Origin of the sequence: Salmonella sp. SAL-020 (assembly GCF_017372215.1) — a bacterium.
In the GTDB taxonomy this organism is placed as follows: domain Bacteria; phylum Pseudomonadota; class Gammaproteobacteria; order Enterobacterales; family Enterobacteriaceae; genus Salmonella; species Salmonella enterica.
In genome coordinates, this window is sequence record NZ_CP071690.1 from 3,102,485 (window position 1) to 3,115,114 (window position 12,630).

At 56.9% G+C, this 12,630-nt stretch carries 11 protein-coding genes; 2 read left to right on the forward strand and 9 right to left on the reverse strand.

The annotated features are described in order from the left end of the window. Positions 1-17 precede the first annotated feature (17 nt). From hutH to hutI, 5 genes are all read right to left on the reverse strand, one after another. Complete coding sequence (gene hutH / locus J1G48_RS15210) at positions 18-1,538, reverse strand: histidine ammonia-lyase (protein ID WP_001095241.1); 1,521 nt, start codon at positions 1,536-1,538, stop codon at positions 18-20. Between the two features lies 1 nt (position 1,539). Continuing rightward, on the reverse strand, positions 1,540-3,225 hold the full coding sequence (hutU, locus tag J1G48_RS15215) for a urocanate hydratase (protein ID WP_001115195.1): 1,686 nt from the start codon (positions 3,223-3,225) through the stop codon (positions 1,540-1,542). A 196-nt stretch (positions 3,226-3,421) separates the two neighbouring features. After that, entirely contained in the window at positions 3,422-4,147 is a 726-nt protein-coding gene (locus J1G48_RS15220; protein ID WP_000287413.1) for a histidine utilization repressor, read from the reverse strand. A gap of 44 nt (positions 4,148-4,191) precedes the next feature. After that, the gene (hutG, locus tag J1G48_RS15225; RefSeq protein ID WP_000195683.1) at positions 4,192-5,133 is read right to left on the reverse strand and encodes a formimidoylglutamase; all 942 of its coding nucleotides are present in this window, start codon (positions 5,131-5,133) and stop codon (positions 4,192-4,194) included. Next, positions 5,130-6,353 carry an imidazolonepropionase gene (gene hutI / locus J1G48_RS15230; RefSeq protein WP_001249485.1) on the reverse strand — a complete coding sequence of 408 codons (1,224 nt, stop codon included), beginning with the start codon at positions 6,351-6,353 and terminating at the stop codon, positions 5,130-5,132. The genes hutG and hutI overlap by 4 nt, the downstream gene beginning before the upstream one ends. A 237-nt stretch (positions 6,354-6,590) precedes the next feature. On the opposite strand from hutI, the gene J1G48_RS15235 reads away from it, so the two are divergent. Beyond that, positions 6,591-7,874: a putative acyl-CoA thioester hydrolase gene (locus J1G48_RS15235; protein ID WP_001094776.1), complete on the forward strand. Its 1,284-nt coding sequence runs from the start codon at positions 6,591-6,593 to the stop codon at positions 7,872-7,874. A gap of 143 nt (positions 7,875-8,017) precedes the next feature. Here the strand turns inward: J1G48_RS15235 and pgl are convergent, their stop codons facing one another. After that, entirely contained in the window at positions 8,018-9,013 is a 996-nt protein-coding gene (pgl, locus tag J1G48_RS15240; RefSeq protein WP_000815468.1) for a 6-phosphogluconolactonase, read from the reverse strand. 163 nt (positions 9,014-9,176) lie between these two features. Here pgl and J1G48_RS15245 point away from each other — a divergent pair, with 163 nt between their 5' ends. After that, positions 9,177-9,995, forward strand: a complete 819-nt coding sequence (locus J1G48_RS15245; protein ID WP_000127031.1) for a pyridoxal phosphatase — start codon at positions 9,177-9,179, stop codon at positions 9,993-9,995. Here J1G48_RS15245 and modC read toward each other — a convergent pair whose 3' ends face one another. From modC to modA, 3 genes are read right to left on the reverse strand one after another with little or no spacing between them, the layout of a single operon-like run. Then, entirely contained in the window at positions 9,996-11,054 is a 1,059-nt protein-coding gene (modC, locus tag J1G48_RS15250; protein ID WP_000891710.1) for a molybdenum ABC transporter ATP-binding protein ModC, read from the reverse strand. Positions 11,055-11,056: 2 nt separating this feature from the next. Further along, on the reverse strand, positions 11,057-11,746 hold the full coding sequence (modB, locus tag J1G48_RS15255) for a molybdate ABC transporter permease subunit (RefSeq protein ID WP_000604026.1): 690 nt from the start codon (positions 11,744-11,746) through the stop codon (positions 11,057-11,059). Next, positions 11,746-12,519, reverse strand: coding sequence for a molybdate ABC transporter substrate-binding protein (modA, locus tag J1G48_RS15260; RefSeq protein WP_000951416.1), 774 nt, complete (start codon positions 12,517-12,519; stop codon positions 11,746-11,748). The genes modB and modA overlap by 1 nt, the downstream gene beginning before the upstream one ends. Positions 12,520-12,630: the final 111 nt, after the last annotated feature.

Consider the following 12,630-nt stretch of genomic DNA (forward strand, 5'->3'; position numbering starts at 1 on the left):
GCGCCATCCGGCAGCATTCACATAAAGTCCGGCACCAGACGCTGTAACGCGCCTTGCGCCAGCAGCGCCGTCGCACACTCAATATCGGGCGCGAAAAAACGATCCTGCGTATAGTGCGCCACCTGCTCGCGCAGTGTCTGCCGCGCCTGTTCCAGTAACGGGCTGGAGGTTAACCCTTCCCGTAAATCTATCCCCTGACAGGCCGCCAGCCACTCCACGGCAATGATGCCGCGGGTATTCGCCGCCATTTCCCAGAGTCGCCGCCCTGCCGCCGGGGCCATTGAGACATGATCTTCCTGATTCGCCGAGGTCGGCAGGCTATCCACGCTGTGCGGGTGCGCCAGCGCTTTATTCTCGCTGGCGAGCGCCGCGGCGGTGACCTGGGCAATCATAAAACCGGAATTAACGCCGCCATTTTTCACCAGGAACGGCGGTAACTGCGACATATGTTTATCCATCATCAGCGCGATGCGCCGCTCCGATAGCGCGCCGATTTCCGCTATCGCCAGCGCCAGATTATCCGCCGCCATGGCAACCGGTTCAGCATGGAAGTTACCGCCGGAGATCACCTCCCCCGCATCGGCAAAGACCAGCGGATTATCGGATACCGCGTTGGCCTCAGCCAGCAGTACCTCTTTCGTCTGACGTAACTGGGTCAGACAAGCGCCCATTACCTGCGGCTGGCAGCGAAGGGAATACGGGTCCTGAACTTTATGACAGTGGTGATGTGATTCAGCAATGGCGCTGGTATCGGTCAGCAGGTGCCGGAACAACCGCGCGACGTCAATTTGCCCCTGTTGTCCGCGCGCGGCATGAATGCGCGCATCAAAAGGACGGCGCGATCCCAGTACGGCTTCGGTAGTCAGCGCGCCGCAGACAACGGCGGAGGCAAATAACTCCTGTGCCTCAAACAAACCGCGCAGCGCGAAGGCCGTTGATGCCTGGGTGCCATTAAGCAGCGCCAGCCCCTCTTTGGCCGCCAGCGCGACAGGCTCCAGTCCGGCCTTTTTTAGCGCCGTCTGCGCCGGAAGCCATTCGCCCTGCCAGCGCGCTTTTCCTTCGCCAAGCAGCGTCAGCGACAGATGCGCCAGCGGCGCTAAGTCGCCCGACGCGCCAACCGAGCCTTTTGCCGGAATCAGCGGATACACGCCGGCATTCACCAGAGCGATGAGCGCTTCTATCACGCTCAACCGAATTCCGGAAAACCCGCGCGCCAGGCTATTGATTTTCAATACCATGATCAGACGCACCATCGCGTCATCCAGTGGGTCGCCTACGCCCGCGGCGTGAGACAGCACCAACGATCGCTGTAGATTTTGCAAGTCTTCATCAGCGATGCGCGTCTGCGCCAGCAGGCCGAAACCGGTGTTGATGCCGTAGGCGGTACGCCCTTCGGCAACGATATCATTGACGCACGCGACGCTGGCGTTAATGCCGTCAATGGCGCTGGCGTCCAGCCGAAGCTGTACCGGATGACGCCAGACATCGTACAGTTGAGAGAGGCTTAACTGCCCCGGAGTGAGTGTCATGGTGTTCATATCAGCCTTTCCCCTGCGTCGCCGCAACCATCGGTAAATTCAGACCTTGCTCAACAGCGCATTCCACCGCGAGATCATATCCGGCATCGGCATGGCGCATGACGCCCGTCGCCGGATCGTTGTGTAACACGCGGCGAATACGCGCGGCGGCCTCGTCAGTGCCATCACAGACAATCACCATACCGGCGTGTTGCGAAAACCCCATTCCCACCCCGCCGCCATGATGGAGCGATACCCATGTCGCCCCGCTGGCGGTATTCAGCAACGCATTTAACAGCGGCCAGTCGGAAACCGCGTCGGAACCGTCGCGCATCGCTTCGGTTTCACGGTTAGGGCTGGCGACAGAGCCGGAATCCAGGTGATCGCGGCCAATCACAATGGGCGCGGATACCTCGCCGCAACGCACCATTTCGTTGAACGCCAGCCCCAGTTTTTGCCGCCACTCCAGGCCTACCCAGCAGATACGCGCCGGTAACCCCTGAAAATGAATGCGCTCGCGCGCCATATCCAGCCAGTGATGCAGATGTTTATCCTCAGCCACTATCTCTTTGACTTTGGCATCGGTTTTATAGATATCCTGCGGATCGCCGGACAGCGCCACCCAGCGAAACGGCCCGATACCACGACAGAACAGCGGACGAATATAGGCTGGCACAAATCCCGGAAAATCAAAGGCGTTTTCCACCCCCATCTCTTTCGCCATCTGACGAATATTGTTGCCATAGTCAAAGGTCGGCACGCCCATTTTACTGAACGCCAGCATCGCCCGAACATGCGCCGCCATGGAACGTTTTGCTGCCTGCATCGTCCCGTGGGGATCGGATTGCGCGTTTTTCTGATACTCCTCCCAGCGCCAGCCGGAGGGTAAATAGCCATGTAGCGGATCGTGGGCGCTGGTCTGATCGGTCACCAGGTCCGGGCGCACGCCGCGATTAACCAGTTCCGGCAGGATATCCGCCGCGTTCGCGCACAGGGCGACGGACACGGCTTTCCCCTCGCGGGTGTAGCGCGTAATGCGGGCCAGCGCGTCATCCAGCGTGGCGGCCTGCTCATCCACGTAACGAGTACGCAGACGAAAATCGATACGGCTTTGCTGGCATTCAATCGTCAGCGAACACGCTCCGGCCAGCGTCGCGGCTAGCGGTTGCGCGCCGCCCATGCCGCCCAATCCGGCGGTCAGCACCCAGCGTCCCGCCAGCGTGCCGTTATAGTGCTGACACCCCGCCTCGACAAAGGTTTCGTATGTTCCCTGCACGATTCCCTGACTGCCGATATAGATCCAGCTTCCGGCCGTCATTTGACCGTACATCGCCAGCCCTTTCGCATCCAGTTCGTTAAAGTGTTCCCATGTCGCCCAGTGGGGAACCAGGTTGGAGTTGGCGATTAATACCCGCGGCGCGTTGTCGTGCGTTTTAAATACGCCGACCGGTTTGCCAGACTGAATAAGCAACGTTTCGTCCGCCTCCAGCCGGGTGAGCGCATCAACAATAGCGTCATAGCATTCCCAGTTGCGCGCGGCGCGACCAATCCCGCCGTAGACCACCAGCTCATGCGGATTTTCCGCCACGTCAGGATCGAGATTATTCATTAACATCCGCAGCGGGGCTTCTGTCAGCCAGCTTTTCGCCGTTAATACCGTGCCTCGGGGCGCGCGGATAGTCTGCTGACGATACTTGCTTTCAGGCATAGCAATGACTCCTCATTATTATCGGTCTGCCATCGCCAAATAACGCTAAAACGCCACTATCAGGCACCGCCGCAGACCCACAGATAAGAATCAGACATATACTTGTCTATACAAGTAAGCACAAGAATAGAATTAACAAAAATGATACAATTTTGTTATATTGTGTCAGCAATCACGTTTTCCGGCAGCGGCCCGCTCAGGAGATAAATCGTCCCTGTAGCCGATAGCGCGACCCGGGGAAAAGTAAGCGGGCGTGAGAAACAATCCGCGACGCGGACCAGGTTGTACGACGAATGAGCAGACAAGGCTCATGCTCTTTGATAGTTAACCACGCGCACTCTTGCGCCGTGGCGCGCACCGCCTCCACAATATGTTCCCCTTCCGTTAGCGGCGCGATCCGCGACAAATAAGCGTGCGGCGTGGTCTGACGGTAATCCTGCGTCAGGTAATCCACGGCAATATCCGCATTCACGCAGCGATCTTCAATTTGTACCGGCAGATCGTTTTCATAATGCACCATGATGGAATGGAAAATGACATCGCTCTCATTGACGTTGAGAGCGCTGGCCTGGATGGCGTTTGCCCGCACGCGCTCCAGCGTGAGCACCTCACAACGATGCTGATGACGGCGGGCGGCAATCTCCTCGGCGATACTGCGGACTTCAAACAGCGCGGACTGGCCTTTCGGTTCGGCGACAAACGTCCCCACGCCCTGTAAACGCACCAGCCACCCTTCATCCGTCAGCTCACGCAGCGCCCGGTTGATGGTCATTCGGCTAAAGCCATACTGAGCGACCAGTTCAGCTTCCGACGGAATGCGATCGTGCGGCTGCCAGACGCCGCCGGCTATTTTTTTACAGATGTCCTGTTTCACCGTTTCGTAAAAAGGCGCAGGTGCAGAACGGGAGCGGGATGAATACATGCGTGAAGCCTTCCTTATGCGGAGAGTGTTTTCCGGATGACAGATTAACGCCACCAGTGCGCGATTTGCCAGCCAAGCCGCGCCGCCACGCGCGCCGCTGCGCCATCTTCATCAAAGCGTGGATTAAACTCAACCAGATCCGCCGCCTGTAATTTTCCGCTGCGGCAAACCGGCTCAATTAAACGCAGAACCTGTATCAGCGGCACGCCCAGCGCTGCGGGAGCGGAGACGGCCGGCATTTCCCAGACAGGCAATACGTCGAGATCGATAGTCAGATAAATTTTATCCACCTTGTCGATAAACTGCGTCATCTGCGCCAGCGCGTCATGGCAGTCAAGATCCTCCACCACGGTAACATTCCGCCACTGCGCTTCCCGCCACAACGCCTGCGTATTCGCCGCACGGCTCACGCCGAAACAGGCATAATGAAACGCGCGGCTCTGCGCGTCGCATAGCTGCGCCAGTTGACGAAACGGCGTCCCGGATGTTGCCCGGTCGGTCTGACGGAGATCCAGATGCGCATCAAGATTAATGATACCTACGCTTTCCTGCGCAAACGCGTCCAGCACCCCCGCGCCGTGTCCAAACGCGGTTTCATGCCCACCGCCCAGCACCAGCGTGCGCATCCCGGCCCGCAGACAGCGGCTTACCGCATCGCGCAAGGCCTGCTGCGCGCCTTCCAGATCGGGCGTAGGCGCAACCCAATTGCCTAAATCCACTAGCCGTTCATGTCCCTGGTGGCTGGCCATATTCGCCAGCGCTTTACGCAACGCATCCGGGGCGCCTGCCGCGCCGGGACGCCCTGCATTGCGTTTTACCCCCTCGTCGCAGGCAAATCCCATTAACGCGATCTTTTGCTGCCAGTTTTCGGGGGAAAAGGTCTCGCTGCGCGTGACGGTCTGAAACAGACGCCGCGCATCCGGCGCTTCTATACTGTCATCGCGCCCCTGCCAGAGCGCCGGAGAAGCCGGATACCATTGCGTCATGAGATTTGTCCTCTGTATACCCGCTGATATAAAGGATTACGCCCCGGCTCATACACAACCTCTACCGGCTGTTCAGCATCCCACACCACAAAATCCGCCCGGTAGTCGGCCCTGAGCTGCCCATGCGTCGCCTGTCTTCCCAGCGCACGAGCGGCATGGCGCGTAACGCCCGCCCATGCCTCTTCCGACGTCAGACCAAACTGTACGCAGGCCATATTCATCGCCAGATGCAAACTGCAAAACGGGCTGGTGCCGGGATTGAAATCGCTGGCGACGGCGACAGGCACCTGATAGCGGCGCAGCAGTTCCACCGGCGGGCGCTGCGTCTCGCGCAGAAAATAAAACGCGCCAGGCAACAACACGCCGACAGTACCGCCGTCACGCATCGCCGCGACGCCCGCTTCATCAAGATATTCGATATGATCCGCCGATAAACCCTGATAGCGACTCACCAGCTGCGCGCCGCCCAACAGCGAAAGCTGCTCAACATGGCCTTTAACGGGAATACCTAACGCCTTCGCCGTCTGCAATACGCGCTCACTCTGCGCCACATTAAAGCCGACGCTCTCGCAAAAGAGGTCTACCGCATCAAATAACCCTTTTTGCCAGAGCTGCGGAATCATCGTCTCGCAGACCAGAGTGATGTAGCCGTCCGGGTCGTCACGATACTCCGCTGGCGTAGCATGAGCGGCCAATAGCGTGGGGCTAATGTCGATAGCGTTTTCGGCGGCAAGTTTTGCAGCAACGCGCAACAGCTTTTCTTCTGTCGCCAGCTCCAGGCCATAGCCGGATTTAATCTCCAGCAGCGTAACGCCTTCGCTGGCAAGGCGCATCATGCGTTCGCGCGCCAGCAGGTAGAGCGTCTCCTCCGCACAGGCGCGGGTTGCTGATACCGTCGCGTTAATGCCGCCGCCCTGAGCGCTAATATGCTGGTATGACGCGCCGTTAAGCCGCTGCTCCCACTCTGCGGCGCGGTTACCGGCAAACACCAGATGCGTGTGGCAATCGATAAGTCCCGGGGTTACCAGTCGTCCCTGCATATCATGGATATTGTCCCCACTGACAGGAAGCTGCGTCTCTGGCACGATATCGCAAATATGCCCTTCGCGTACAATCAGCGCCTGGTTATCCACCAGCCCGTACGGGGCTTGCCGCTGCGGGTCCATTGTCGCCAGCCTGATGTTTCGCCAGACAGTATCGCCCGGTAAAAGTTGCCGCATTCCTGTCGCTCTCTTGCCTGTCATGAGTTGTATAGACATTTATTTTCTTTCTGCTCCGGATTGTCAACTCAAAGCGCGAAAGTTGTTGCTTAATTGTGATAAAACTATCTGATGCTACAGGTGTTTCCGGCCTGAAAAGGAACTTTTTACCTTTTCGCCTTCCCGTTTCGTTCAACTTAGTATAAAAAAGCAGGCTTCAATGGATGTCATTTAACTTTTTCAAGCCCGGAGCAACCTGTGAATACATTATCGGTTTCCCGTCTGGCGCTGGCACTGGCTTTTGGCGTGACGCTGAGCGCCTGTAGCTCTACGCCACCCGATCAGATCCCTTCCGATCAAACCGCGCCTGGCACCGCCTCGCGCCCAATTCTGTCGGCAAATGAAGCGAAAAACTTCGTTGCGGCGCGCTATTTTGCCTCCCTGACGCCGAATACCGCCCCGTGGTCGCCGTCGCCGATTACCCTGCCCGCACAGCCTGACTTTGTGGTGGGGCCGGCAGGTACGCCAGGCGTTACGCACACCTCGATTCAGGCCGCGGTCGATGCGGCAATGGTTAAACGCACGAACAAACGCCAGTACATTGCTATTATGCCGGGCGACTATCAGGGGACCGTGTATGTTCCCGCCGCGCCGGGAAGTCTGACCCTGTACGGGACCGGTGAAAAACCGATCGATGTGAAAATTGGGATGGCGATTGATGGTGAAATGAGCGTCGCTGACTGGCGCCGCGCGGTGAATCCCGGCGGGAAATATATGCCTGGTAAACCCGCCTGGTATATGTTCGATAACTGCCAAAGCAAACACGCCGCGACGATCGGTGTGATGTGTTCTGCCGCGTTCTGGTCGCAGAATAACGGTCTGCAGCTACAAAATCTGACCATCGAGAACACGCTAGGCGACAGCGTCGATGCCGGAAACCATCCGGCGGTGGCGTTGCGTACCGATGGCGACAAAGTCCAGATTAACAAGGTCAATATCCTTGGCCGCCAGAACACCTTCTTTGTGACCAACAGCGGCGTGCAGAACCGTCTGCAAACCGATCGCCAGCCGCGTACGCTGGTGACGAACAGCTATATTGAAGGCGATGTGGATATGGTTTCCGGACGCGGCGCCGTGGTGTTCGATAACACCAACTTCCAGGTCGTCAACTCCCGCACACAGCAGGAAGCCTACGTCTTCGCCCCGGCGACGCTGTCCAATATTTACTATGGCTTTTTGGCGATCAACAGCCGCTTTAACGCCTCCGGCGATGGCGTTGCGCAGCTTGGCCGCTCGCTGGATGTCGACGCCAACACCAACGGTCAGGTCGTGATCCGCGACAGCGTGATTAACGAGGGCTTCAACGTTGCCAAACCGTGGGCCGACGCGGTCATCTCGAAACGTCCGTTTGCTGGAAATACGGGGACCGTGGATGACAAAGACGAGGTGCAGCGTAATCTGAACGACACTAACTACAACCGCATGTGGGAATACAACAACCGCGGTGTAGGCAGTAAAGTAGTGGCGGAACCTAAGCAGTAATCACCGTTCCGGTTCAGGCTTATAAACGGGCCGCCGCAGCAGATGTGGCGGCCCGTGGTTTTACTGCAAGCAATGTTTATTGAAATTAATCAGGCATCCCGCCTTGATGAGTTCCAGCCCGCCTCCATCCGGCACACAGCGCTTTAGTACGCGTTCACCACAACCCACATTGGCCCCTGGCCGACGGCATAACGGCCTTTTTCCGTCAGCAACCCCTGAGTGCCCGTAATTTCATAGACCGCGATATGATGTGATTTTTGACCCGCAGCAATCAGGTATTTTCCGCTATTGTCGATATTAAAGCCGCGCGGTTGGGCTTCCGTCGGCTGGAAGCCTTCAACGCTCAGTACGCTGCCATCTTCGGAGACACTAAAGACGGTAATCAGACTGGCGGTGCGGTCACAGGCATACAGATGCCGTCCATCCGGCGTAATATGAATATCCGCCGCCCAGCGGGTATCGGAAAAATCGGCGGGCATCATATCCAGCGTTTGCACGCACTCTATCTCGCCATGCGGATTTTTAAGCTGCCAGACATCCACCGAACTGTTCAGTTCATTGACGCAATACGCATATTGTCGATTCGGGTGGAAGACCATATGACGCGGGCCTGCCCCTTCAACTGTATTTACTTCCGCCGGCTCCTGGGCCACCAGATGGCCGTCATCGCTTAGCGTAAACAGACAAATGCGATCCTGTTTTAGCGCAGGCACCCACAGGGTACGGTTATCAGGCGTAATATTTGCCGAGTGGCAGCCGTCCAGCCCCTCCACCACATCCACCAACTCAACCGGCAGGCCATCCTGTAAGCGCGTCACGCTGACATTACCGGCGTTATACGATCCGACAAAGACAAAACGACCATGATGATCGGTAGAAATATGGGTCGGGCTACCCGGCAGGGCGGATTCGGCGGCAAACGTCAGCGCGCCATCATCCGGCGCAATACGATACGCCAGGACACGAAACTCCGGGCGCACGCCGACATAGAGGTAGCGTTTATCCGGACTGACCACCATCGGCTGAACCTGACCGGGCACATCCACGACCTGCACCAGCGTCAGCGTCCCTTCGTGGTTCAGGCTCCAGACGTGAATTTGCTGACTCTCAGGGCTGGCGGTATAGACTGTTTGTTTCATGAATACTCCTTTGCATATGGCATGTAGCTGCAATAACAGGACACAGCTTAACGTAGTCGCTTTTGACGGCGAATGCTGAATTCAGACGCAGAATTTTGTCTGCTTACCGTCCCGGTGTACCATGCCGACAGACGGAATTATTACTCTTAATCTGGAAAAAATTATGACTGCACGCGTGATTGCCCTCGATTTAGACGGAACATTATTAACCCCGCATAAAACCTTACTCCCCTCCTCGCTTGAAGCGCTATCACGCGCCAAAGAGGCGGGCTTTCAACTTATCATTGTCACGGGTCGCCATCACGTTGCTATTCATCCTTTTTATCAGGCGCTGGCGCTGGAAACACCTGCTATTTGCTGCAACGGCACCTATTTGTATGATTATCAAGCTAAAACTGTCCTGGATGCCGATCCTATGCCCGTGGATAAGGCGTTGCAGTTGATTGATTTACTGGATGAGCATCAGATTCACGGCCTGATGTATGTTGATGACGCTATGCTTTACGAACACCCAACCGGTCACGTCGTGCGTACCTCCCGGTGGGCGCAGACCTTGCCGCCGGAGCAACGTCCGACCTTTACACAGGTCTCTTCGTTGGCGCAGGCGGCGCGCGACGTGAATGCCGTGTGGAAGTTTGCGCTTACCGATGAAGATATTCCCAGGCTACAGCGGTTCGGTCAGCATGTTGAACAGGCGCTTGGCCTGGAGTGCGAATGGTCATGGCACGATCAGGTGGATATCGCGCGCAAAGGCAACAGTAAAGGCAAGCGCCTTACCCAGTGGATAGAAGCGCAGGGAGGGTCAATGAAAAATGTGATCGCTTTCGGCGATAACTACAACGACATCAGTATGCTGGAGGCGGCAGGCACCGGCGTTGCGATGGGCAACGCCGATGAGGCGGTGAAAGCGCGCGCTGACGTTGTGATCGGCGATAACACTACCGATAGCATCGCCAAATTTATTTACACCCACCTACTATAGTCAGGCGGTGATAGAAACGCTTTTCACCTGCGCGTAAAGCCACAGGCCAGGCTTGATATTCAGCTCATCCCTGGCCCACGGGCTTATTCGCGCCCACAGCGTTCTGCCGCCTATCTCAAGCTGGACTTCCACCTGTCCGTTATCGTCATAACAATTCGCCACTTTTGCCCGCAATACGTTGCGGATACTGGTCTGCTGCGGCGGCTGTAGTACCAGCGAGACATCCGACGCCTGTATACGAATACGCAGTGTGGATTGCAGCGGCTGATTGAGTTTATTTACCCACAGGTGCTGGTCGCCAAGCGCCAGGGCGGTCATGGCATAATGTGGGTGATGCTCCAGCACGCTAACTTTCAGAATACTGCTCTGTTGCTCTTTCGGCAGCCACGGGTGCATAACGCTGCTTCCCCAGACTTCTTCCAGCGGGCCAAACGCTTTAACCTGTCCATCCTCCAGCACCATGACTTTATCCGCCAGGTGGAGAATTTCATCGAGAGAATGGCTGACATACAGCATGGGAATATTGATTTCCCGCGCCAGCCGTTGCAGGTACGGCAGTAATTCGCGTTTACGCGGGATATCCAGCGAGGCCAACGGTTCGTCCAACAGCAGCAACTCCGGGGCGGTGAGCAATGCCCGGCCTATCGCTACGCGCTGTTTTTCTCCGCCGGACAAGCTCCCCGGCAGGCGATCAAGCAACGCTTCAATTCCCAGCAGCGACACCAGCTTATCAAACTGACCGGTCATGCTTTTCGCCATGCCGTAGCGCAAATTGCCGCGTACTTTGTAATGGGGGAACAGGCGCGCATCCTGGAAAACATAACCGATGCGGCGCTTTTCCGGCGTTAAACAGATACCGTTTTCCGCGTCATGCAACACCCGGCCATTCAGCGCGATGCGTCCTTTTTGCGGGCGAGTCAAACCGCTGATGGCATTAATCAGCGAGGTTTTTCCCGCGCCGGAGACGCCAAAGATAGCCGTGATCCCACTGGCTGGCAGCGTTTCGTTGAGGGTTAAACAGTGCGTTCCCAGCGTCTGGGAAAAATTAAGCTCCAGCATGGTTAGCGCCCCGTCCGTTCACGGCTAATCCGCGCCAGCCATTCAGAAATCAACAGCGAAATCAGCGCTAATACAATCGAAATCACGCACAGCCTCGCCGCCGCGCTCTCCCCGCCCGGCGTCTGGATCAAGGTATACATGGCGGAAGGTATGGTGCGGGTTTCGCCCGGAATATTAGAAACAAAGGTAATGGTCGCGCCAAATTCGCCAAGCGAACGGGCAAACGCCAGCACCGTACCGACAATAATGCCCGGCAGGGTAAGCGGTAAGGTGATAGTCAGAAAAACGCGCCAGCGCCCGGCGCCCAGCGTTCTGGCGGCCTGTTCAAGCTTGATATCCACCCCCTCCAGCGCCAGCCGAATGGCCCGCACCATCAGCGGGAAGGACATCACCGCCGCCGCCAGCACGGCGCCGCGCCAGCTAAAGGCAAACGTGAGACCGAACCAGTCATACAGCCACTGGCCAATAAACCCGCGTCGCCCCATCGACACCAGCAGCAGATAGCCGACCACCACCGGCGGCAGCACCAGCGGCAGATGCAGGACGCTATCAAGTAAGGCTTTGCCCGGAAACCGGCATCGTACCAGTAACCAGGCAAAAAAGATCCCAAACGGCAGGCTAAACAGCACGGCCAGGGAAGACACTTTCAGGCTAAGAAGGACAGCCTGCCATTCTGGATCGGTCAGTATCATTACTTCGTCGTAAATCCATAACGTTTAAAGATTGCCGAGGCCTGCGGTCCTTTCAGGTAATCATAGAACGCGCTGACGGTCGCATTTTTATGCCCCTCCACGATAGCGATGGGGTATTCCACTTTTTTATGTGAATCTTCCGGGAACGTCGCCACCACGTTGACCCCCTTGCTGGCAACCGCATCAGAACCATATACAATGCCCAAAGGCGCTTCGTTACGTTCGACCAGCGCCAACGCGCCGCGCACATCCTCGCCCGGCGCCAGTTTCGGTTCAAGCGTTTGCCATGCGCCCAGCTTTTGCAGCGCTTCTTTGGCATAAATTCCCGCCGGTACGTGTTGCGGATCGCCCACTGCCAGACGCCCGCCGTTCAACAGACGAATCCAGTCCGTTTTGTTGTCGATGGTAAACGGTTTCTGCTCGCTGGCTTTCGGCGCCACCACCACCAGGCTATTGCCAAGCAATGTTTCGCGCGTCGTGGTATCCACCGCTTTTTTATCGGCTGCGTAATCCATCCATTTCTGATCAGCAGAGATGAACAGGTCCGCCGGCGCGCCCGCTTCTATCTGGCGCGCCAGCGTTGAAGAGGAGGCGAATGAGGAGACCACATCCACATTTTTCTCTTTTTTATATTCTGCCGCAATGTCTTGCATCGCGTTCGTTAGCGACGCGGCGGCAAATACGGTGATCTTGCCTTCATCCGCCAGCGCATGACCGGCGATGACGAAAGATAATGTTGCCCCTGCGACCAGGCGTAACCAGGAATGCGCCATCTGTAACTCCTTGTGTGTTTCGTTATGTAAGCGACAATATAACGATAATCTCAGGGGTTTCCCAGCGGTTATTCATACCCATTAACGATTAAACACAGAAAATATCGGCAG

What these genes read in the sequence shown, in the direction of transcription:
- modA (WP_000951416.1), bottom strand. Translation starts at nt 12,519, where the DNA reads ATGGCGCATTCCTGGTTACGCCTGGTCGCAGGGGCAACATTATCTTTC.
- hutG (WP_000195683.1), bottom strand. Translation starts at nt 5,133, where the DNA reads ATGACGCAATGGTATCCGGCTTCTCCGGCGCTCTGGCAGGGGCGCGAT.
- J1G48_RS15220 (WP_000287413.1), bottom strand. Translation starts at nt 4,147, where the DNA reads ATGTATTCATCCCGCTCCCGTTCTGCACCTGCGCCTTTTTACGAAACG.
- J1G48_RS15245 (WP_000127031.1), top strand. Translation starts at nt 9,177, where the DNA reads ATGACTGCACGCGTGATTGCCCTCGATTTAGACGGAACATTATTAACC.
- modC (WP_000891710.1), bottom strand. Translation starts at nt 11,054, where the DNA reads ATGCTGGAGCTTAATTTTTCCCAGACGCTGGGAACGCACTGTTTAACC.
- hutH (WP_001095241.1), bottom strand. Translation starts at nt 1,538, where the DNA reads ATGAACACCATGACACTCACTCCGGGGCAGTTAAGCCTCTCTCAACTG.
- pgl (WP_000815468.1), bottom strand. Translation starts at nt 9,013, where the DNA reads ATGAAACAAACAGTCTATACCGCCAGCCCTGAGAGTCAGCAAATTCAC.
- hutU (WP_001115195.1), bottom strand. Translation starts at nt 3,225, where the DNA reads ATGCCTGAAAGCAAGTATCGTCAGCAGACTATCCGCGCGCCCCGAGGC.
- modB (WP_000604026.1), bottom strand. Translation starts at nt 11,746, where the DNA reads ATGATACTGACCGATCCAGAATGGCAGGCTGTCCTTCTTAGCCTGAAA.
- hutI (WP_001249485.1), bottom strand. Translation starts at nt 6,353, where the DNA reads ATGCGGCAACTTTTACCGGGCGATACTGTCTGGCGAAACATCAGGCTG.